At 37.6% G+C, this 22,829-nt stretch carries 22 protein-coding genes; all 22 read right to left on the reverse strand.

Going from position 1 to position 22,829, the window contains the following annotated elements; genetic code table 11:
- Window positions 1–40: 40 nt before the first annotated feature.
- Entirely contained in the window at window positions 41–1,741 is a 1,701-nt protein-coding gene (locus tag MHB70_RS17380) for a proline--tRNA ligase (RefSeq protein WP_000814324.1), read from the reverse strand.
- A gap of 109 nt (window positions 1,742–1,850) precedes the next feature.
- The gene (rseP, locus tag MHB70_RS17385) at window positions 1,851–3,107 is read right to left on the reverse strand and encodes an RIP metalloprotease RseP (RefSeq protein WP_001090232.1); all 1,257 of its coding nucleotides are present in this window, start codon (window positions 3,105–3,107) and stop codon (window positions 1,851–1,853) included.
- A gap of 17 nt (window positions 3,108–3,124) precedes the next feature.
- Entirely contained in the window at window positions 3,125–4,267 is a 1,143-nt protein-coding gene (gene dxr / locus MHB70_RS17390) for a 1-deoxy-D-xylulose-5-phosphate reductoisomerase (protein WP_000790354.1), read from the reverse strand.
- A gap of 23 nt (window positions 4,268–4,290) precedes the next feature.
- Window positions 4,291–5,082, reverse strand: a complete 792-nt coding sequence (cdsA, locus tag MHB70_RS17395; RefSeq protein ID WP_000813595.1) for a phosphatidate cytidylyltransferase — start codon at window positions 5,080–5,082, stop codon at window positions 4,291–4,293.
- 17 nt (window positions 5,083–5,099) lie between these two features.
- Window positions 5,100–5,876: an isoprenyl transferase gene (gene uppS, locus MHB70_RS17400; protein WP_000971308.1), complete on the reverse strand. Its 777-nt coding sequence runs from the start codon at window positions 5,874–5,876 to the stop codon at window positions 5,100–5,102.
- An 85-nt stretch (window positions 5,877–5,961) separates the two neighbouring features.
- Window positions 5,962–6,519 (reverse strand): ribosome recycling factor, encoded by a 558-nt coding sequence (gene frr, locus MHB70_RS17405; protein ID WP_000531505.1) that lies wholly within the window; start codon window positions 6,517–6,519, stop codon window positions 5,962–5,964.
- A 2-nt stretch (window positions 6,520–6,521) separates the two neighbouring features.
- The gene (gene pyrH / locus MHB70_RS17410; RefSeq protein WP_000042662.1) at window positions 6,522–7,244 is read right to left on the reverse strand and encodes a UMP kinase; all 723 of its coding nucleotides are present in this window, start codon (window positions 7,242–7,244) and stop codon (window positions 6,522–6,524) included.
- Window positions 7,245–7,310: 66 nt separating this feature from the next.
- The gene (tsf, locus tag MHB70_RS17415; protein WP_001018579.1) at window positions 7,311–8,198 is read right to left on the reverse strand and encodes a translation elongation factor Ts; all 888 of its coding nucleotides are present in this window, start codon (window positions 8,196–8,198) and stop codon (window positions 7,311–7,313) included.
- A gap of 103 nt (window positions 8,199–8,301) precedes the next feature.
- On the reverse strand, window positions 8,302–9,003 hold the full coding sequence (gene rpsB / locus MHB70_RS17420) for a 30S ribosomal protein S2 (RefSeq protein ID WP_000111485.1): 702 nt from the start codon (window positions 9,001–9,003) through the stop codon (window positions 8,302–8,304).
- 347 nt (window positions 9,004–9,350) lie between these two features.
- A complete protein-coding gene (gene codY / locus MHB70_RS17425) occupies window positions 9,351–10,130 on the reverse strand; it encodes a GTP-sensing pleiotropic transcriptional regulator CodY (RefSeq protein ID WP_000421291.1) in 780 nt (259 codons plus the stop codon).
- A gap of 77 nt (window positions 10,131–10,207) precedes the next feature.
- Complete coding sequence (gene hslU, locus MHB70_RS17430) at window positions 10,208–11,599, reverse strand: ATP-dependent protease ATPase subunit HslU (protein ID WP_000550076.1); 1,392 nt, start codon at window positions 11,597–11,599, stop codon at window positions 10,208–10,210.
- Window positions 11,600–11,621: 22 nt separating this feature from the next.
- The gene (gene hslV / locus MHB70_RS17435; protein ID WP_000526274.1) at window positions 11,622–12,164 is read right to left on the reverse strand and encodes an ATP-dependent protease proteolytic subunit HslV; all 543 of its coding nucleotides are present in this window, start codon (window positions 12,162–12,164) and stop codon (window positions 11,622–11,624) included.
- Window positions 12,165–12,206: 42 nt separating this feature from the next.
- Window positions 12,207–13,106 carry a tyrosine recombinase XerC gene (xerC, locus tag MHB70_RS17440; RefSeq protein WP_001101240.1) on the reverse strand — a complete coding sequence of 300 codons (900 nt, stop codon included), beginning with the start codon at window positions 13,104–13,106 and terminating at the stop codon, window positions 12,207–12,209.
- 65 nt (window positions 13,107–13,171) lie between these two features.
- The gene (gene trmFO, locus MHB70_RS17445) at window positions 13,172–14,476 is read right to left on the reverse strand and encodes an FADH(2)-oxidizing methylenetetrahydrofolate--tRNA-(uracil(54)-C(5))-methyltransferase TrmFO (RefSeq protein ID WP_000212000.1); all 1,305 of its coding nucleotides are present in this window, start codon (window positions 14,474–14,476) and stop codon (window positions 13,172–13,174) included.
- A gap of 48 nt (window positions 14,477–14,524) precedes the next feature.
- Window positions 14,525–16,603 carry a type I DNA topoisomerase gene (topA, locus tag MHB70_RS17450; RefSeq protein WP_001286961.1) on the reverse strand — a complete coding sequence of 693 codons (2,079 nt, stop codon included), beginning with the start codon at window positions 16,601–16,603 and terminating at the stop codon, window positions 14,525–14,527.
- Between the two features lie 144 nt (window positions 16,604–16,747).
- On the reverse strand, window positions 16,748–17,617 hold the full coding sequence (dprA, locus tag MHB70_RS17455; protein ID WP_000818053.1) for a DNA-processing protein DprA: 870 nt from the start codon (window positions 17,615–17,617) through the stop codon (window positions 16,748–16,750).
- A gap of 88 nt (window positions 17,618–17,705) precedes the next feature.
- Window positions 17,706–18,608: a succinate--CoA ligase subunit alpha gene (gene sucD, locus MHB70_RS17460; protein ID WP_000115185.1), complete on the reverse strand. Its 903-nt coding sequence runs from the start codon at window positions 18,606–18,608 to the stop codon at window positions 17,706–17,708.
- 19 nt (window positions 18,609–18,627) lie between these two features.
- Entirely contained in the window at window positions 18,628–19,788 is a 1,161-nt protein-coding gene (sucC, locus tag MHB70_RS17465; protein ID WP_001020779.1) for an ADP-forming succinate--CoA ligase subunit beta, read from the reverse strand.
- A gap of 194 nt (window positions 19,789–19,982) precedes the next feature.
- Window positions 19,983–20,756, reverse strand: coding sequence for a ribonuclease HII (locus MHB70_RS17470; RefSeq protein WP_001171132.1), 774 nt, complete (start codon window positions 20,754–20,756; stop codon window positions 19,983–19,985).
- A 56-nt stretch (window positions 20,757–20,812) separates the two neighbouring features.
- Window positions 20,813–21,703, reverse strand: coding sequence for a ribosome biogenesis GTPase YlqF (ylqF, locus tag MHB70_RS17475; RefSeq protein ID WP_000236689.1), 891 nt, complete (start codon window positions 21,701–21,703; stop codon window positions 20,813–20,815).
- A gap of 20 nt (window positions 21,704–21,723) precedes the next feature.
- Window positions 21,724–22,275: a signal peptidase I gene (gene lepB / locus MHB70_RS17480; RefSeq protein ID WP_000712442.1), complete on the reverse strand. Its 552-nt coding sequence runs from the start codon at window positions 22,273–22,275 to the stop codon at window positions 21,724–21,726.
- Between the two features lie 101 nt (window positions 22,276–22,376).
- Entirely contained in the window at window positions 22,377–22,721 is a 345-nt protein-coding gene (gene rplS / locus MHB70_RS17485; protein WP_001186517.1) for a 50S ribosomal protein L19, read from the reverse strand.
- Window positions 22,722–22,829: the final 108 nt, after the last annotated feature.

Consider the following 22,829-nt stretch of genomic DNA (forward strand, 5'->3'; position numbering starts at 1 on the left):
ACAAAGAAAGAGAAGGTACCTCATTACGAGGTACCTCTTCTTATTTTAAAATATTAGCAATATATGTTTGAAGTTCTTCTACTTTCACTTCTTCAGACTCGCCTGTAGCACGTACTTTCACTTCTACAATACCTTCATCTGCTTTTTTACCAACCGTAACGCGAACTGGAAGGCCAAATAAATCTGCATCTGCAAATTTAACACCTGCACGTTCTGCACGATCATCTAGTAATACTTCATATCCTTGCTCTTGTAATGAGTTGTAAATATTTTCACCCATTTCACGTTGTGCATCAGATTTCATATTTACTGGAATTACATGCACATGGAACGGTGCTACAGCTTTTGGCCAAACTAAGCCGTTCTCATCATTAAACTGCTCTGCAATTGCTGCCACTGTACGAGATACACCGATACCGTAACAACCCATAATAAGTGCTTGTGTTTTCCCGTTTTCATCTAGGAATGTTGCGTTCATCGCTTCACTATAGCGAGTTCCTAATTTAAATACATGACCAACTTCAATTCCGCGTGCGAAAAGAATTGTTCCGTTTCCATCTGGAGATTGGTCTCCTTCTTGGATGAAGCGTAAATCTGTATATTGACTTACTTTAAAGTCCCGTTCTGGATTTACATTTACATAATGGAACCCTTCTTCATTCGCTCCTGAACATCCGTTTACAATTGATGCTACAGCATGGTCAGCAATAATTTCGATATCACCTGTTACACCAATCGGTCCTAATGAACCAACTTCACAATTTAATAATTCTTTTACTTCTTCATGAGAAGCAAGCTCAACAACTGAAGCGCCGTATACATTTTTCACTTTTACATCGTTTACTTCATGATCACCACGAACAAGTACAACTACTAATTTCTCGTCTACTTTAAATACCATAGACTTAATACACTGTTCTGCTTCAATGTTTAAGAATGCAGATACTTCTTCAATTGCTTTTTGATCTGGCGTTGCTACTTTTTCAAGTGCCTTTTCTGCTTCGTCACTCTTCGTATACGTAGCTACAACAGGAGCCATTTCGATGTTCGCTGCATAATTGGATGTATCCGAGTATGCAATAGTATCTTCACCAACATCAGATAATACCATAAATTCATGTGTATCTTTTCCGCCCATTGCTCCAGAGTCAGCAATAACCGCACGGAAATTTAAGCCACAACGAGCAAAAATGTTAGAGTATGCTTTATATAAGCGATCATACACTTCATCTAAGCTCTCCTGCGTAGCGTGGAAAGAATAGGCATCTTTCATTAGAAACTCTCTTCCACGTAATAAACCGAAACGAGGTCTTTGTTCGTCACGGAACTTTGTTTGAATTTGGTATAGCGTTAACGGTAATTTTTTATATGATTTTACTTCATCACGTACAAGATCAGTAATTACTTCTTCATGTGTCGCCCCTAAAGCAAATTCACGAGCGTTACGATCTTTCATACGCATTAATTCAGATCCGTAAGAATACCAACGGCCTGATTCTTGCCATAATTCTGCAGCTTGCATCGCTGGCATTAATAATTCTACAGCTCCTGCGCGTTCCATTTCTTCTCGAACGATACGTTCTACTTTGTGTAGTACTTTTAAACCAAATGGTAGAAAACTATAAATACCAGAAGCATTTTGACGCATAAAACCTGCGCGAAGTAATAATTGATGACTCTTAATTTCAGCATCAGCTGGAACTTCACGTAATGTAGGACTGAATACCATACTTTGTTTCATTTATTCGCACCTCTTCATTTTACTCTTACACGCAGTAAAACCCCTCACCTCGGGTTAGGTGAGGGATTTTATTCTACGAGCTCTATTTCATTATAAGTTTCACTTTATTTTACAAGAAAAACTTACGAATGTCATTCCATGTTACAACTAACATTAGTAACATTAATAATGCAAAACCAATAAAGTGGACCATTCCTTCTTTTTGACGGTCAATCGGTTTTCCTCGTAACGCTTCGATTAAGAAGAAGAATAAACGTCCACCGTCTAAAGCGGGGACTGGTAATAGATTAAATAAACCAAGGTTTATACTTAAAACTGCCGCTAAACTTAGCACACGCGTAAATCCATAATCTACGACTTGATCTGTTAGATTGTAAATTCCTACTGGACCTGACAACTCATTAATAGAAAATTGACCAGTTACTAATTTCACAAGAGACTCAAAAATTAGTTTCGTCCATTCGTACGTTTGTTCAAATCCTGATTTAATCGAACCCATCACTGTTTTCTCTACAGGAGAGTAAACACCAATTCTACCAACTTCTTCTTTACCTTCTTTATCGAGTGTTGGAGTTACTTTTACATTAAGCTGTTCATTATCACGCTTTACTTGTAACGTAATTTCTTTATTCGGGTTTTCACGTACAATGGCAACAACATCTTTCCATGTACTTGTACTTTTCCCATCAATTGCTTGAATTGTATCGTTTTCTTTTAATCCAGCTTGCTGCGCTGCACTATTTTCCATTATTTTTCCGACCATTGGTTTGTCAATGGGAACCCCTTGTACAAATCCAAGAATCACAAAAATAACAAATGCTAAAATGAAGTTCATTGCAGGACCCGCAAAGATTGTTAAAGCACGTTGACCCAATTTTTTAGAGCCAAATTGCCTGTTATACGGAGCAATTTGAATTTCTTCTCCAGCAGTAATGATACGAGCCTTTTCATTCACTCGGAATGTTTGAAGCTCTTCCTCATACTCTTCATAGCCTGAAATCGTTAGATTATGCTCTAAATCGGCTTGTTCGACTTCAATAACACGAACATTTGGATATTTTTCATATCCATCAAAAACTAATTTCACAGCTTCGTCTTTTTCATTTAGCACAAGGCCAACCTTTTTCCCTGGCTTTAACTCAACTGTGTCCGCATCCTCGCCAGCCATTCTTACATAGCCACCAAGGGGCAGTAATCGAATCGTATACACCGTTTCATTCTTTTCAAATGAGAATATTTTCGGACCAAAACCAATCGCAAACTCGCGGCATAAAATGCCTGCTCTTTTCGCGAAATATAGATGCCCTAGCTCATGGAAAAATACGAGTGCACCGAAAATTAATATAAAGGCAATCGCTGTATTCAATTCCATAACCACCTTTGCTAAATTTGTTCCATCACAAACCGTCTTGTGGCTGCATCAATTTCCAGAATTTCCTCTAAGCTCGGACGTGCAATGACATTGTGATGGTTCATTGCTTTTTCAATGAGGTCTTCCACTGTTAAGAAACCAATTCTCTTTTGTAAAAAAGCTTCAACAGCTACTTCATTTGCAGCGTTCATTACAGCTGGCATACTTCCACCTGTTTTCCCAGCCTCATACGCAAAACGTAGACAACGGAAACGTTCTTGGTTCATTTTTTCAAAATGCAATGTTCCCATTTCCCATAAGTTTAACTGTTTTGTATCTGAAAGAGGTAATCTATCAGGATATGTAAGCGCGTATTGAATTGGTACTCGCATATCAGGTGAGCCAAGCTGCGCCATTACACTACGATCTTCAAATTCAACCATAGAATGAATTATACTTTCTTTATGTAAAACAACATCAATTTGCTCATAAGGGATACCAAAAAGCCAATGTGCTTCAATTACTTCTAGTCCCTTATTCATCATTGTAGCAGAATCAATTGTAATTTTCGAACCCATTGACCAGTTTGGATGTCGAAGCGCATCTTCTACGGTCACATGATGCAATTCATCTCTCGTTTTATCACGGAAACTTCCACCAGAAGCCGTTATAATGAGTCGAGAAATTCTTTTTTCATTTTCACCATTCAAGCATTGAAAAATAGCTGAATGTTCACTATCTACCGGAAGTAACGAAACATTATGTTTTCGCGCCGCTTCCATTACTAGATGCCCTGCAGTTACTAACGTTTCTTTATTTGCAATTCCAATTGTTTTTTTCGCCTCAATTGCACGAAGTGTTGGTAACAACCCTACGCTACCTACAACGGCATTTACTAAAATCTCCGCATCTGGATGTAATGCTACTTCTAAAAGACCTTCACTACCATACACAACTTTTGTATTACCAGAAACAGCTTGTAATTTTATAACATCTTCTGCTCTTTGCACAGAAACGATTTGCGGAGAAAATTCTTGAATTACTTTTACTGCGTAGTCAATATTTTTCCCTACAGAAAAAGCAACGAGACGGAATTGGTCTGGGTGCGAGCGTAACACATCTAAAGTTTGTGTACCAATTGATCCGCTTGCACCTAATAAACTAATGTTTTTCATGACTCCAACCCCTCGTTCATTTATTAATTGTATTGCAATAAGAAGTAGAGAATTGGTAACACAAATAACCAACTATCTGTTCGATCTAATATACCACCATGTCCAGGTAAAATTGTACCTGAATCTTTTACGCCATAATGACGTTTAAATGCAGATTGTACTAAATCACCAATTTGTCCAAAAATAGAAATGATAATTGTCAGCACAATTAAAATTACTACATTCGATTCAACTGGGAAGAACACGTTGTATACAAGTGCCACAATAATTCCACAAACGATGCCACCTACTGAACCTTCAATCGTTTTATTTGGACTAATTTCTGGCCATAATTTTCTTTTTCCTAATGCTTTTCCTACGAAATATGCACCTGAATCAGTAGCCCATATAACAAATAATGCGCAAAACACATATTTAATTCCTAATATTCTCGTTTCATTCAGATATAAGAATCCCATTGCAACATATGTTGTTGCCATAAGTAAAAATGAAGCATTATCAAAAGTAAATGTATTCTTAGAAAGGACTGTATATGATAAAAGTAATAAAACAATCACAAACGTAATTTCTAATTTACCTAATCCAATCCACCTAAATAGTTCTGATGCACTACTTGGAACTAAAATAGTCCATAATAATACCGCAGCTAAAACTGTTGGTACTGAAATAAGCGTAAGCTTATTCATTCGAATTAACTCATATAAACCTATAGAAGCAAGTGCATACACTAAAACCGTAAAAGGCACGCCACCGTAAATTACGATGGGAATGAATAGCGCGGCAGCAACCACTCCAGTAATAATTCTCTGTTTCACTACCAAACCCTCTCTTTCTACACGCCTCCGAATCTGCGCCCTCTATGTTGAAAGTCTGTAATCGCACTAAGCAAATGTTCTTCCGTAAAGTCTGGCCAATACACATCCGTAAACCAAAATTCCGAATATGCAATTTGCCATAACATGAAATTACTAATACGTAGCTCTCCGCTTGTACGAATTAACAACTCTGGATCAGGTAAAGAACCCGTCATTAAGTAGGAAGAAATCATTTCTTCACTTATCTCTTCAGCACGAATTTTTCCTTCCTCACTATCTTTCATCATATGTTGCACAGCAGAAACGATTTCATCTCGACTTCCATAGTTTAACGCGAAATTGAGAATTAATCCCGTATTCTCTTGCGTATCTTCCATGGCTTTTTCCATCGCTCTGCGTGTATGCGTAGGAAGACGATCTTTTTGCCCTATTACTCGGACTTGTACGTTTTCTTCAATCAATTCTGGTAAAAATGTACCTAGAAATTCTTCTGGAAGCCTCATTAAATAGTCAACTTCCTTTTTCGGTCTTTTCCAGTTCTCAGTTGAAAAAGCATAAAGAGTTAACACTTTCACATTAAGCTTACTTGCAAATTTTGTGATTTTCTTTACAACTTGCATACCTTCATGATGTCCCGCAATACGAGGCATAGCTCTCCTCTTTGCCCATCTTCCATTACCATCCATAATGATGGCAATATGTTCTGGTATATACCCTTTTTTCACTTCTTCAACGAGATGATCAAACGATGCGTCCTTTTTACTTTTAAAAAAAGGAAAGTTTTTAAACATCATTCATACCCTCCAGCAAGCAGACATATGCCTAAAAGTGTAAAAAGACCCCCTTAAGAAGAGGGTCATATTTGCGAAGTTATCGCTATTACACTTCCATGATTTCTTTTTCTTTGTTTTTTGCGATTTCGTCAACTTTTGCAATATATTTATCTGTTTCTTTTTGGATATCTTCAGTATATCCTCTTAAATCATCTTCCGTAATCTCGCCAGCTTTTTCAAGCTTCTTAAGATCATCGTTACCGTCACGACGTACGTTACGAACCGCAACTTTTGCTTCTTCAGCATATTTTTTCACAACTTTTACAAGATCACGACGACGCTCTTCTGTTAATGCAGGGAATGCAATACGAATTACAGTTCCGTCATTAGAAGGGTTTAAGCCTAAATCTGCTTTTAAAATTGCTTTTTCAATATCACCGATAGAAGTTTTATCATACGGTTGAATTACAAGCAAACGTGCTTCTGGAACTGTAATGTTCGCTAATTGCACAACTGGTGTTGGTGCACCATAGTAATCAACTTGTACCTTATCTAATACAGACGAGCTTGCACGACCAGCGCGAACTGTTGCTAATTCACGAGAATAAGCAGCAACTGCTTTTTCCATTTTTTCATTTGAAGACTTCAATACTTGTTGTCCCATAATTATTTCCCCCTTACGACTGTTCCGATATTTTCGCCTAAAACGGCACGTTTAATATTACCTTTTTCCATAACTGAGAATACAATTAATGGAATATCATTATCCATACATAGAGAAGAAGCTGTAGAATCCATTACACCTAAACCTTCTTTTAATACATCTAAGTAAGTAAGCGTTTCGTACTTCGTAGCAGTTGGATCAATAGATGGATCTGCACTATATACGCCATCCACATTATTTTTCGCCATTAAAATAACGTCCGCTTCGATTTCCGCTGCACGTAATGCTGCTGTCGTATCTGTAGAGAAGTATGGGTTACCAGTACCTGCGGCAAAGATAACAACACGTTTTTTCTCTAAGTGACGAATTGCTTTACGACGAATGTAAGGCTCTGCCACTTGACGCATCTCAATTGAAGTTTGAACGCGAGTTTGAATTCCAATATTCTCTAAACTATCTTGAAGAGCTAGTGAATTCATAACTGTCGCTAACATGCCCATGTAATCTGCTCCTGCACGATCCATGCCCATTTCGCTTCCAATTTTCCCACGCCAAATGTTACCGCCACCAACAACAACAGCAACCTCTACATCAAGTTCTGCAATTTCTTTCACTTGTTCCGCAACTGACTTGATAACAGCTGGGTTAATTCCAAATCCTTGCTCGCCAGCTAAAGCTTCTCCGCTCAGCTTTAAAACGACACGATTATATTTCGGTTTACTCATAATGAACCTCCAATTGCTTACATCTTTATTTTAAAAAAGGGAACACAATGTGTTCCCTAATCTGTATTAGTTGTTACCTTTTACTTGGTTCATTACTTCTTCAGCAAAGTTGTCTTCGCGTTTTTCGATACCTTCACCAACAGCGTAGCGAACGAATCCTTTTAATGTTCCGCCTTTAGACTCAACGAATTGACGAACTTTCATATCAGGGTTTTTAACGAATGCTTGGTCAAGTAAGCAAATTTCTTCGAAGAATTTGCCAAGACGGCCTTCTACCATTTTTGCAACGATTTTTTCAGGCTTGCCTTCGTTTAAAGCTTGTTGTGTTAATACTTGACGCTCATGCTCAACTTCTTCAGCTGTTACAGCATCACGGTCAATGTATTTAGGGTTAACTGCTGCAATGTGCATTGCTACATCTTTAGCAGCTGCTTCGTCAGTAGAACCTTCAAGAACTGTTAATACACCAATACGTCCACCCATGTGTAGGTAAGCGCCGAATGCATCAGCATCCGTTTTTGATACGATTTCGAAACGACGAAGTGTAAGTTTTTCACCAATTTTAGCAATTGCTTCATTGATGTGCTCTTCTACTGTTTTACCGCCTTCAATTGTTTGAGCCATAGCTTCTTCAACGTTAGCTGGTTTGTTAGCTAATAAGTGAGCAGCTAATTCTTTAATTAAAGCTTGGAAACCTTCGTTTTTCGCAACAAAATCAGTTTCAGAGTTTAATTCTAAGATTAAACCGTCGTTACCGTTTGTTTCGATGAAAGTTAAACCTTCAGCAGCGATGCGGTCAGCTTTTTTAGCAGCTTTCGCAATACCTTTTTCACGTAAGAAGTCAATTGCTTTCTCCATGTCGCCGTTTGTTTCAGTTAAAGCCTTTTTGCAGTCCATCATACCTGCGCCTGTTTTTTCACGAAGTTCTTTTACCATTTGTGCAGTGATTGCCATGTTTTTCATCCTCCTAAAATATGTATTTATACCTTTTAAAAAGGTTTTTATACCTTAAAAAAGGTGATAAAAGGCCGAACCCCTTATCACCTTTCCAAATTTGTTACGCAGTAACAGTTTCTTCACCTTGTTTTGCTTCAAGGATCGCGTCTGCCATTTTAGATGTAAGAAGTTTTACAGCACGAATTGCATCATCGTTTGCTGGGATAACGTGATCGATTTCGTCTGGATCACAGTTTGTATCAACGATACCGATGATTGGAATGTGTAATTTGCGTGCTTCAGCAACTGCAATACGCTCTTTACGAGGGTCTACTACGAATAATGCACTTGGAAGACCTTTCATATCTTTAATACCGCCTAAGAATTTCTCAAGACGCTCTAACTCTTTTTTAAGTTGAACAACTTCTTTCTTAGGAAGTACTTCGAAAGTACCATCTTCTTGCATTCTTTCGATGTCTTTAAGGCGCTTGATACGCTTTTGGATTGTTTGGAAGTTTGTTAAAGTTCCACCTAACCAACGTTGGTTAACGAAGTACATACCAGCACGAGTTGCTTCTTCTTTAATAGCTTCTTGTGCTTGTTTTTTAGTACCTACGAATAAAATGTCTCCGCCTTCAGCAGCGATGTCGCGCATCGTTCTGTAAGCTTCCTCAACTTTTTTCACAGTTTTTTGTAAGTCGATGATGTAGATACCGTTACGCTCTGTGAAAATGTAACGCTTCATTTTTGGGTTCCAACGACGTGTTTGATGTCCGAAATGAACACCAGCTTCAAGCAATTGCTTCATAGAAATTACTGACATAATATAGTTCCTCCTAAATGGTTTTTGATATCCTCCGTTTACTTCATCTCTAAGCGAAACTACAACCGTAGCACCAACACTTAAATCAGTAAACGTGTGTACTTTGTACTGACACCACTACTTACTATATCATACTGAAATATTACAATCAAGTCGAAAATGCGAACAATGTAAAACTTTCTTTATTCACACTCGAATTCTAGTATTACCAACCTGTATTTCTTTTAAGCGAAAAAATAAAATTCAATTCATAGTTTTCCAAAGAACACGATTATGGCGCTTTTCACAAACAACATCAATCTCTTATATACAAAAAACTCTCCTCATTTGAGGAGAGTTTTTATAAATTAGTTTGTTTTTAATTTAGCAAGTTCATGTAAAAATTTGTCGTTTAATACTTTAATGTATGTTCCTTTCATACCTAAAGAACGAGACTCGATTACACCAGCACTTTCTAATTTACGTAGTGCATTTACAATCACAGAACGAGTGATTCCTACACGATCAGCAATTTTACTTGCAACAAGTAGACCTTCTGTTCCGTTTAACTCTTCGAAAATGTGCTCAATTGCTTCTAACTCACTGTAAGATAATGAGCTAATCGCCATTTGAACAACAGCTTTACTACGTGCTTCCTCTTCGATTTCTTCTGCTTTTTCACGTAAGATTTCCATACCTACTACAGTTGAACTGTATTCAGCAAGGATTAAATCATCATCTAAGAACTCTTGACCAAGACGAGCTAACACTAATGTACCTAGACGCTCACCGCCACCAACGATTGGTACGATTGTAGTTAAACCTTGACCGAATAATTCTCTATTTTCTACTGGGAATGCTGTGTAAGCACTGTTTACATCTAAGTTTGAAGATGTTTCCGTTACATTGAATAAGCTTTGCGTATATTCTTCTGGGAATTGACGCTCTGCAAGCATTTGTTTCATACGCTCGTTCTCGATTTGTTGGTGAATTGCATAACCTAGTAATTTACCACGACGACTTACTACGAATACGTTCGCTTCGATTACTTCACACATTGTATCAGACATTTCTCTAAAGTTTACAGGCTTTCCTGCTGCGCTCTGTAATAACGCATTTAATTTTCTTGTTTTTGCTAATAATTCCATTTCAAAAGTTCCTCCTACATGTTACTCACATATTTTTTCATCACTTGGAAACTAGGGCGAGTCACCTGATGACACTATTACAAAATAAACTGGCTCACATCTTTATTTTTAGCAATTGTTGCTAATTTCTCCTCAACGTATTGAGGTGTTATCGTTATTTTCTCTAACGTAATTTCAGATGCTTCAAACGATAAATCTTCAAGGAGCTTCTCCATAATCGTATGGAGTCTTCTGGCTCCAATATTATCTGTATCCTGATTAACTTGATAAGCAATCTCAGCAATCTTACGAATAGCTTCGTCTGAAAATTCAATTTCTATACCTTCAGTCGCTAATAATGCCATATACTGTTTAATTAACGCATTGTCAGGCTCGATTAATATTTTAACAAAATCATCTGTCGATAATTTTGTTAATTCTACTCGAATCGGAAATCTCCCTTGCAATTCCGGAATTAAATCCGACGGTTTAGACATATGAAACGCTCCAGCTGCAACGAATAAAATATAATCCGTTTTTACTGATCCGTATTTTGTCGCAACATTCGATCCTTCTACAATTGGTAAAATGTCACGTTGCACACCTTCACGTGATACATCTACGCTATTCGACTGCTTACCAGCAATTTTGTCAATTTCATCGATAAAAATAATCCCGAGCTGTTCAGCACGATAAACAGCCTCTTGTGTAACTTCATCCATATCAATTAAGCGCTGTGCTTCCTCATTTGTCAAGAGTTTTCTTGCTTCTTTTACAGAAAGTTTACGTTTTTTCGTTTTTTTCGGCATAAAACTTCCTAATGCATCTTGGAAATTCATTCCCATTTGTTCCATACCAGTTCCTTGTAACATATCAAACATTGAAGACTGTTGCTCAGTCACTTCAATCGATACAATTTCATCTTCAAGAAGTCCTGCAGCAAGCTTTCTTTCCACGTCTTGACGTTTCTTTTCGATTTCAACATCTTCTTGCTCATCGGATGTTTGATTCGAATTTTGAGCACCGCCAAAAAGCATTTCTAATGGATTTTTAAATCCAGATTGCTTCTCCGGACTTGGCACTAAAATTTCAACAAGACGTTGGTTCGCTTGCTCTTCTGCTTTATCTTGAACTTTAACTACCATTTCTTCTTTCACGATGCGTACTGACGTTTCTACAAGGTCACGTACCATCGACTCTACATCTCTACCTACATATCCAACTTCTGTGAATTTAGTAGCTTCAACCTTAATAAAAGGTGCTCCAACGAGTTTCGCCATTCGTCGTGCTACCTCTGTTTTACCAACACCTGTCGGTCCAATCATTAAAATGTTTTTAGGTGCAATTTCATCACGTAAATTTTCAGCTAGTTTACTGCGACGATATCGATTTCTTAAAGCTACAGCAACCGCTTTCTTTGCATCTTTTTGACCGATGATGTATTGATCTAATTTTTCCACAATTTGGCGCGGAGTAAAATGTAAATGCATATAAAATGCCTCCCTTACGATTCTACAATTCTTCAACAATTATGTTGTGGTTCGTATAAACACAAATATCGCCTGCAATTTCTAGACTCGCTTTCGCAATCTGCTTCGCAGTTAAATGTTCACTTGCATATTGTTTTAAAGCACGACCTGCAGAAAGTGCATAATTTCCACCAGATCCAATTGCTAAAATACCATCATCCGGTTCAATTACTTCTCCTGTGCCCGAAACAAGGAGCATAGTTGTTTTATCCATGACAATGAGCATCGCTTCTAACTGACGCAGCATTTTATCCCCACGCCATTGTTTCGCCATTTCAACTGCAGCACGCTGCAAGTTCCCGTTATACTCTTCTAATTTCCCTTCAAACATTTCAAAAAGAGTAAATGCGTCCGCAACTGAACCTGCAAAACCAGCTAAAACTTTCCCTTGGAAAAGTCTACGAACTTTACGAGCTGTATGTTTCATTACAACAGCATTCCCCATCGTTACCTGGCCATCTCCAGCCATTGCACATTCTCCATTATGATGAACTGCAAATATCGTTGTAGCGTGGAAATTTCCCATAGAAAAAACTCCTTTATATGTTTTTATAGCTTTAAAAGCAATTTATGCCCGCGGGTGATGCTTCATGTAAACAGAACGCAATCTTTCTTTAGAGACATGCGTATAAATTTGTGTCGTCGACAAATTTTCATGACCTAACAGCTCCTGTACAGTACGTAAATCTGCCCCTTCATCTAACATGTGTGTAGCAAATGTATGCCTTAACATATGGGGACTTATCCGCATTGTCAATGAAGCCTTCTTAATGAGTTCGTTTAATACATAGCGCACACCACGACTTGTTAGCGGCGTACCTTTCGCATTTAAAAATACCATATGAGATTGTTCTTCAGTCTTGTTAGCTAACTGTTTTCTCCCGTTCTCCATATAAGTAATTAAAGCATCTTGTGCATAACTTCCGAACGGAATATACCTTTGTTTTTTTCCTTTTCCCATCACTAAAATTGTTCCCACTGCAAAGTCAATATCGGTAAGTTGTAGGTTGACACATTCACTCACACGGATCCCCGTCGCATACATCAACTCTAATAAAGCTTGATTCCTTTGACCTAGCGGCGTTTCCGTATCAGAAACTTCAAATAATTCCTCTAATTCTTCAGCATATAAAAACTTTGGGATTGACAATTCTTTTTTGGGGAGTGACGCAAGTGCAAACGGGTTATCTTTCCGATAACCTTCACGCATTAAAAAACGATATAAACTTCGTAAGCTTGACACTTTTCTTGCGACAGATTTACGGGCTAACTTTTCATCGTGCAACGTCGTTAAGTACAAACGAACATCCGCGTATGTAACATCTAAAAAAGAGGATATGCCTTCTCGCTCCATAAATTGCACAAAATGTTCTAAATCATTTTGATAACTTGCAATTGTATATTTTGAATAATTTCTTTCAATTTGTAAATATCCAACGAATAATTGTAACAATTTCTTCACATTCACATAACTCACCTCAATAAAGGCTACTAAATCGTATCACAACTTAGTAGCCTTTGCAAGAAATTTAACTAAATATTTACAAAATTTTGAATTGTTTCTAAAGCACGTGTAGCATACGCTTCATTTCGTTCTGCCTTCTTTTTGATCTTCTTCTCTAACGGTGCAAATAGACCGAAGTTTGCATTCATAGGCTGGAAGTTTTTCGCATTTGTCGCAGTAATATAATTTGCCATACTTCCCATTGCAGTTACAGGTGGTAATACAACTGGCTCTTCGCCTTTTACAAGTCGAGCAGCGTTAATACCTGCTAATAACCCTGATGCCGCCGATTCAACATATCCCTCTACTCCAGTCATTTGACCAGCAAAGAATAAATCATCACGTTGTTTATATTGATACGTCGGACGAAGTAAATTAGGCGAATTAATAAACGTATTACGATGCATTACACCGTAGCGTACAATTTCTGCGTTCTCCAGTCCTGGAATTAACTGTAACACTTCTTTTTGTGGTCCCCACTTTAAATGCGTTTGGAAACCTACGATATTGTATAACGTTCCCGCTGCATCATCTTGACGTAACTGAACAACAGCATATGGCGTTTTCCCTGTTTTCGGATCTTCTAATCCAACAGGTTTCATTGGTCCAAATACTAGCGTCTGTCTTCCTCTGCTTGCCATAACTTCCACTGGCATACAACCTTCAAAGAAAATTTCCTTTTCAAATTCTTTTAAAGGTACTGTCTCAGCAGCAATTAAAGCCTCATAAAAACGATCAAATTCTTCTTCTGTCATAGGACAGTTTAAATATGCCGCTTCTCCTTTATCATAACGAGACTTTAAATATACTTTGTTCATATCAATGCTGTCTTTTTCAACGATTGGTGCTGCTGCATCGTAGAAATAGAAATAATCTTCACCTGTTAGTTCTTTTAATTGTGCAGCAAGATCAGGAGATGTAAGTGGACCTGTTGCAATAATTGTTGGTCCTTCTGGAATTTCAGTAAGCTCTTCATTCACTACAGTTACATTCGGATGATTCTTTACGTATTCAGTCACTTTAGCTGCAAACTCATGACGGTCAACTGCTAAAGCTCCTCCAGCTGGCACAGAGCACTCATCAGCTGCACGAATAATGACAGAATCCATTAAACGCATTTCTTCTTTAATAACTCCAACGGCATTTGTTAATGTGTTTGCACGTAATGAGTTACTGCACACTAATTCAGCAAACTTATCTGTGTGATGAGCTGGCGTTTGCCTTACTGGTCTCATTTCATATAATTTTACTTGGACACCACGTTTTGCAATTTGGTAAGCTGCTTCACTTCCTGCAAGACCTGCGCCAATGACGTTTACTACTTGTGTTGTCATATATATCACCTTTCCTTTTCTTCCCGAAAAAAATGTGAGCAGTTACGCTCACATTTGTTGTTCTTCTTCATAATCACACGAAATACATTGTACTTGCACGCCTTTTTTCAACTTCTTCTCTACAAGCATCCCTTCACACTTCGGACATTTACGGCCAATCGGCTTATCCCAAGATACAAAGTCGCATTCTGGATACGTACCGCATCCGTAGAAAAGACGTTTCTTTTTGTTACTACGACGTTCAATAATTTGTCCTTCTTCACACTTCGGACAAATTACACCGATTTCTTTCACAATCGGTTTTGTATTACGACAATCAGGGAAATTCGAGCAAGCCATAAACTTCCCATATTTACCCATTTTAAAGACCATTGGATGACCACATAATTCACAGTCTTCCCCAGCTGGTTCATCTTTAATTTCCACTTCACGCATTTCTTTTTCCGCTTTTTCTAAGCGCGGTTCAAATCCTACGTAGAAATCATCAACAATTTTCACCCAATTCGCATTTCCTTCTTCCACTTCATCAAGGCTTTGCTCCATGTTAGCTGTGAATTCAATGTTAATAATTTCTGGGAAAAACTCTAAAATAAGTTCGATTACTATTCCACCCAATTCAGTTGGAACGAAACGTTTATTATCTAAAGCAACATAACCGCGTTTTTGAATTGTTTCAAGTGTCGGCACATAAGTGGATGGTCTTCCAATCCCAAGTTCTTCAAGTGTTCTTACTAAACGAGCCTCTGTATAACGTGGCGGTGGTTGGGTATAGTGTTGTTTCGGCTCTATATCTTTTGAAAATACCGTTTCTCCCACTTCTAACGGTGGCAACATCTTATCCTTTTCTTCCGCACCATCATCTTTTGACTCAACATACACTTTCATAAACCCCGGGAACTTTACAACCGAGCCACTTGCACGGAACTGAACATTGTTATTAATGAGTTTCGCTGTAACAGTATCCATTATAGCAGACGCCATTTGACTTGCAACAAATCGCTCCCAAATCAATTTATACAACCGAAGTTGGTCACGACCTAAGAAACTTTTTAGTTCCTCTGGCTTTCTCATTACCGAAGTAGGACGAATTGCCTCATGCGCATCTTGTGCATTTGATTTTTTCGTTTCTTTCTTCTTCTCTGTTCCTATGTATTCCGCACCATACGCCTCAGTAATGTAAGTGCGAGCCTCTGTTTGAGCTGTTTCTGAGATACGCGTTGAGTCAGTTCTCATATACGTTATAAGACCCACAGTCCCTTGTTTCCCAAGATCTATCCCTTCATACAGTTGCTGTGCAAGCATCATTGTTTTCTTTGCTCGCATATTTAACTTACGTGCTGCTTCTTGTTGCAAGGAAGATGTTGTAAACGGTAAAGCGGGATTACGTTTTCGCTCTTTTCTCGTTACATTTTCAACTGAAAACGCATTATCTTTCATCTGTTCAATTATTTCATTCACTTGCGTTTCATTCGTTAATTGAACCTTTTCACCATCTACACCGTAAAAGCTTGCTTCAAATGTATCTTTCCCTTTTACAAACTCTGTTTTAATTGTCCAGAATTCTTCAGGCTCAAAGTTTTGAATCTCCCTTTCACGTTCGATAATTAAACGAACTGCTACAGATTGTACACGACCTGCACTTAATCCTTTTTTTACTTTCTTCCATAATAAAGGACTAATATTGTAACCAACTAGACGATCAAGTATACGTCTTGCTTGTTGTGCATCTACTAAATCCATATTAATTGCACGAGGATGTTTAAATGATTCTTTTATTGCATCTTTTGTAATTTCATTGAAGACAACTCGACAATCTGATTCAACATCCACATTTAACGTATTCGCTAAATGCCAAGCAATTGCTTCTCCTTCACGGTCTGGATCGGCCGCGAGATAGACTTTCTTTGCTTTTTTTGCCGCTGATTTTAAATCTTTTAAAACGGGACCTTTACCACGAATGGTAATATACTTCGGGGTGAAGTTGTTCTTTACTTCTATCCCCATTTGGCTTTTAGGTAAATCGCGAACATGTCCCATGGACGCAACGACTTTGTATTTTTTCCCTAAATATTTCTCAATGGTCTTCGCCTTAGAAGGCGACTCCACGATTACGAGGTAATCTGACATGCTAGTGCCTCCTTAAGAGGTGGATTCAAGTCTTCATTAATCTTATTGATTTCTCTTGTTTTTGTCAATCAAGAATGAATATACCATACAGTGCCAATCTACCATTTGTCAATAATTGTTTAATAAAAACATAAAAATATAAGGTTAATTTATTATTTCTTCAAAGATATCCTCTGCATTTCGTACTAGTTTTGCACCTTGTTGAATAAGCTGATTCGTTCCCGATGCACTATCAATAAATATTGGTCCAGGAAGCGCAAATACCTCTCTATTTTGCTCTAATGCAAGGTCTGCCGTAATAAGTGACCCACTTCTTGATTTTGCTTCTACAACTAAAACCCCTTTACTTATCCCGCTAATAATTCGATTTCTTTTTGGAAAATACCATTTTTTCGGTGCATAGTGCGGAGGATACTCTGTTAATAGCAATATATATTCCTCCCACTTTTCATATAAACGTCTATTCTCTTTCGGATACATATAAGATAATCCGTGTCCCAATATCGCAATAGTCGGACGATGTTTCTTTACTGTAACTTCATGAGATATTGTATCTATCCCTTTTGCAAATCCGCTCACAATAAGCCATTCTCTTTCTAATAAAGGATGTAAAATAAACTCCATACTCTCACGACTGTATAACGACGGTTCTCTCGTTCCAACAACCGCTAATTTATTTACTTTATTTAGAAAATTCTTCTCTCCTTTTCCATATAAAACAAAAGGAGGGTCTTGTATTTCGCGTAATAATTGCGGGTAATTTTCATCCCATATAGTCACATAAAAGATTTGATTTCTCTCTAAATAAGATATATATTGCAAAAGGTTTGAATTTTGGAGGAAATGTACTAGTTCTGCAGATTTTTTCGGGGATATTCCAGTGTAGTTTTCCATTTGTTTTTGGTTAAAATTGTATATTACCTTCAATTCTGGATCGACATATAGCAGCCTCTCCATCGCCTTCCAATGATCCGCTAACACGTAATGAAGATGTAATAATCGCTCTCTTTTCATCCTAATTCTCCTTACCCATAATTTTTATTATGTAAACAGAAAAATTGTAAAAAGACACCCTCAAATAAGAAGGTGCCTTTCAAAAAGATTAATAGTTTTTACAAGTTTCAAATAATCCCTTTTCTTTTAAAACAGAGATTAACGTTTCACCCATAACAGCTGGTGTTTCAGCCACTTTAATACCACAAGCTTCCATTGTTTTAATCTTTTCAGCAGCAGTTCCTTTGCCGCCAGAAATGATTGCCCCCGCATGACCCATACGTTTGCCTTCAGGCGCTGTTTGGCCACCAATGAAGCCTACAACTGGTTTTGTCATATTAGCTTTTACCCATTCAGCTGCTTCTTCTTCTGCCGTACCTCCGATTTCACCAATCATAATTACAGCATGTGTTTCTTCATCTTCATTAAATGCTTTTAACGCATCAATAAAGTCTGTACCGTTAACAGGGTCCCCACCGATACCTACAGCAGTAGATTGGCCAATACCTTCTTGTGTTAACTGGTGTACAGCTTCATATGTTAATGTACCAGAACGAGATACGATACCTACATGACCTTTTTTGTGAATGTATCCTGGCATAATACCGATTTTACATTCATCAGGTGTAATGACACCTGGGCAGTTTGGTCCAAGTAAACGTGTATGTTTACCAGCCATATATCTCTTTACGTTAACCATATCTAATACAGGAATTCCTTCAGTAATACATACTACTAAATCAATCTTCGCATCAACTGCTTCCATAATTGCATCAGCAGCAAAAGCGGGTGGAACGTATACAACTGAAGCGTTTGCGCCTGTTGCTTTCACAGCATCTTCTACTGTATCAAATACTGGTACACCTTCAATATCAGTGCCGCCTTTACCAGGTGTTACACCACCGACAATTTTCGTACCGTATTCAATCATTTGTTTTGTATGGAATAATCCTTGAGAACCAGTAATACCTTGAACAATAACTTTTGTATCTTTATTAACTAATACGCTCATTTTTCTCCCCCGCTTTCTATTAGCCCACTAGTGAAACAATTTTCTGTGCACCGTCTGCCATAGATTCTGCTGCAACAATATTTAAGCCAGACTCATTTAAAATTTTCTTACCTAATTCTACGTTTGTACCTTCAAGACGTACAACTAAAGGTAATTCAAGACCTACTTGCTTCGTTGCTTCAATAACACCTTCTGCGATAACATCACACTTCATAATGCCACCAAAAATGTTAACGAAGATACCTTTTACATTTTTGTCAGAAAGGATAATTTTGAATGCTTCTGTTACTTTTTCAGCCGTTGCACCGCCACCAACATCTAAGAAGTTAGCTGGGTCACCATGGTAATGTTTAATGATATCCATTGTAGCCATCGCTAAACCTGCACCATTTACCATACAACCGATATTTCCATCTAAAGGAATGTAGTTTAAGTCATATTTAGATGCTTCAACTTCTTTTGAATCTTCTTCATCAAGATCACGAAGCTCTAAAATGTCTTTATGACGATATAATGCATTAGAATCAAAGTTTAATTTTGCATCTAACGCCATTACTTTACCGTCACCTGTTGTAACAAGTGGATTAATTTCAGCGATAGAGCAATCTTTTTCAATAAACGCACGATATAAGCCCATCATAAACTTCACAGCTTGTCCTACAAGCTCTTTTGGAATATTGATGTTAAATGCGATTCGACGCGCTTGGAAACCTTGTAAACCTACTGCTGGATCAATATATTCTTTAAAGATTTTTTCAGGTGTTTTTTCTGCTACTTCTTCAATTTCTGTTCCACCTTCTTCAGATGCCATTAAAACAACTTGAGAAGTTGCACGATCTAACACTAGACCTACATAATATTCTTTCTTAATATCGCAACCTTCTTCGATAAGTAAGCGTTTTACTTCCTTACCTTCAGGACCTGTTTGATGCGTTACAAGTGTAGTCCCTAAAATGCTTTCTGCATATGTACGAACTTCTTCTAAATTTTTCGCAACTTTTACACCGCCAGCTTTGCCGCGTCCACCAGCGTGAATTTGCGCTTTAACTACACATACATCCGTTCCTAATTCTTTCGCTGCTTCTACAGCTTCTTCTACTGTAAATGCAACTTTCCCGTTCGGAACGCTAACCCCATAGCTTTTAAGGACTGCCTTACCTTGGTACTCATGGATATTCATGGTCCCATCCTCCCCTGTTTTCCTGTTTTACTCGAAAAGTTTTTTAATGTTTAAAAAACATTACATTGCCATTGTATAAGATGATTGGCACGCTGTCTACAATAAAGTGTCAGAAAACTGAAATCGCTTTATTCTTTTTCGAAAATAATAATGTTCATATACCAAAATAAAAAAATAAGCTGTATATTCACAGCTTATTTTTGAATCATATCTTTAATTGGCGCAAATGATTTCCGGTGTTCCTCTAATACTCCATGCGCTTCAATCGCTTCTAAATGCTGTTTCGTTCCATACCCCATATGTTGTCCAAATCCATATGCAGGATACTTTTCCCCAAGCTCTTTCATCATACGATCTCTCGTCACCTTCGCAATAATAGATGCAGCTGAAATAGAAACACTTTTCGCATCACCTTTAATAATGGATGTTTGTGGAATTGATGTAGGAAGCTTCATCGCATCAATTAATAAATATTGTGGTGTACAAGATAAATTCGCAACAGCATCTAACATCGCTTGTTTCGTCGCTTGATAAATATTTATCTCATCTATGACTTGCGGTGATACAATTCCAACTCCAATCGCAATTGCTTGTGCTTTTATTTCATCATAAAAACGCTCTCGCTTCGCTTCACTCAGCTTTTTTGAGTCATCTAACCCTGGAATATAAAAATCATCTGGAAGAACGACAGCTGCCGTCACAACGGGCCCAGCTAATGGTCCACGCCCTACTTCATCAATGCCAGCAATATATGTGATTCCTTTTTCACGTAACGCATTTTCATACTTAGACATTTCTAGAAATTTTTCTTTTTCCTTTTGTGCTAACTCTTTTTGTTTGTACCATTTCAAAATAAGTTTTTGAATGCCCTTTCGTTCATCTTTCATTAACATTTGAAAGCGATCATCTTCTTCACTCATAATTTCTTGCAGTAAATTCTCCGCTTCTTGTATTGTCATTTTTTGCATATAAGTACACTCCTTTATAAACGTATACAAAAAGAAAAGACGTACAAACGCACGTCTTATACTTCTTCTATTTTCTCTACCTCTTCTACTTGCTCCACAAACTCTTCTGGTGTTTCAAACGTCATTTTACCAAGTTTTCCACCGCGAAGTTCACGAAGTACCAGTTCAGATGTTTTATCATAATCAATCATTCCGCCGCCCATTAAACAGCCTCTGTATTTTCCAATTGCATCAAATAACTCTACAATATCTTCTGGAATTTCATCTAAATTATATCGCTCTTTTAAACGTTCTGGATAGTGTTTCTCCATAAAACGTAATGCATAAACAGCTACATCTTGTAAATTTAAAATTGAATCTTTAATTGCACCCGTTGTCGCTAAACGAAGACCCACTAATTGATCTTCAAATTTAGGCCACAAAATACCTGGTGTATCTAACAGTTCCATTTCTTTCCCAACTTTAATCCATTGTTGAGCTGTTGTCACACCTGGACGATCTCCTGTTTTAGCAATGTTTTTCTTCGCCAATTTATTAATTAACGTAGATTTACCAACATTCGGTATACCGACAATTAAAGCACGAATTGCTCTCGGTCTAATCCCTTTCGCAACCATCTTATCAAACTTCTCTTTAACAAGCACTTTACAAGCCGCAGTAATTTCCTTCATACCTTGTCCAGCTTGCGCATTAATTGAAATTGCCATATGCCCTTTTTCTTTAAAATATGCAATCCATTCTTTCGTTAGACGATCATCTGCCATATCCGCTTTATTTAAAACAACAAGCCTTGGCTTATGTGTAATAATCTCATCAATCATCGGGTTTCGAGATGATAATGGTAATCGAGCATCTACAAGTTCAATTACAACATCAATTAATTTTAATTTTTCTGTTACTTGGCGTCTAGCCTTAGCCATATGCCCTGGAAACCATTGAATTACCATGTTGCCACCTTCTTTTTCATTTATTTCACAATACGTGCATCTTTTAACGGCCAATATAGCATATTGGCTTTACCAAGTACTTGATCCATTGAAATCGTACCAATCGAACGGCTATCTTTACTAAAACGACGATTATCCCCTAAAACAAATAATTGATCTTTTGGAACAGTTTTCTTTCCCGTCATTTCTTCAAGAGTAAAATCATATGTAAGTGGTCCATCAGCAAGCTGTTTTTTCTGCTTATCTAAATACGGCTCCTCATAAACCTTTCCGTTAACATATAGTTTGTCATTCCGATACTCTATTTCATCGCCTGGCAGGCCAATAATACGCTTAATATAATCTTTATCTTCCGTTGCGCGGAATACGATAATATCGAAGCGTTTTGGGTCTCCTATGTGATAACCAATTTTATTTACAATCATTCGATCTCGATCATGTAAAGTTGGCGCCATTGATACCCCATCTACGAGAATTGGTGCAAAGAAAAACTGTCTAATAACACCAGCTAATACAACAGCAATCAAAATTGCTTTGATCCATTCCCAAAGTGAACTCGTCTCTTTTTTCATGTATTTCCCCTCCACGGTTATGTAAGCTGCTCGTATTATACCAAAATTTTATATAGATTGGAAAAAGGGAGCTTGCGCATTTACAAGCTCCCATACATGTCTTATCGAATTTCTTTAATACGTGCTTTTTTACCGCGAAGGTTACGTAAGTAGTATAACTTAGCACGACGTACTTTACCACGGCGAAGTACTTCGATGTTCGCGATTCTTGGCGTGTGAACTGGGAATGTACGCTCAACACCTACACCGTAAGAAATCTTACGAACTGTGAATGTTTCACTGATTCCGCCACCACGACGTTTGATTACAACACCTTCGAAAAGCTGAATTCTTTCACGAGTTCCCTCAACTACTTTTACGTGTACACGTAAAGTGTCTCCAGGACGGAATGAAGGAAGGTCAGTTTTTAATTGGCCTTTTGTAATTTCTGCGATTAATTGTTGCATATTAAATTCTCTCCTTTAAACAGATGCTCTTATAAAGTCTTATTAAATTACAGCGGAACATCGTTAATACGGCTACTGATTTCAGTAGCACAAATGTTATAATAGCAT

Source organism: Bacillus sp. FSL M7-1020, assembly GCF_038050415.1.
In the GTDB taxonomy this organism is placed as follows: Bacteria; Bacillota; Bacilli; order Bacillales; family Bacillaceae_G; genus Bacillus_A; species Bacillus_A toyonensis.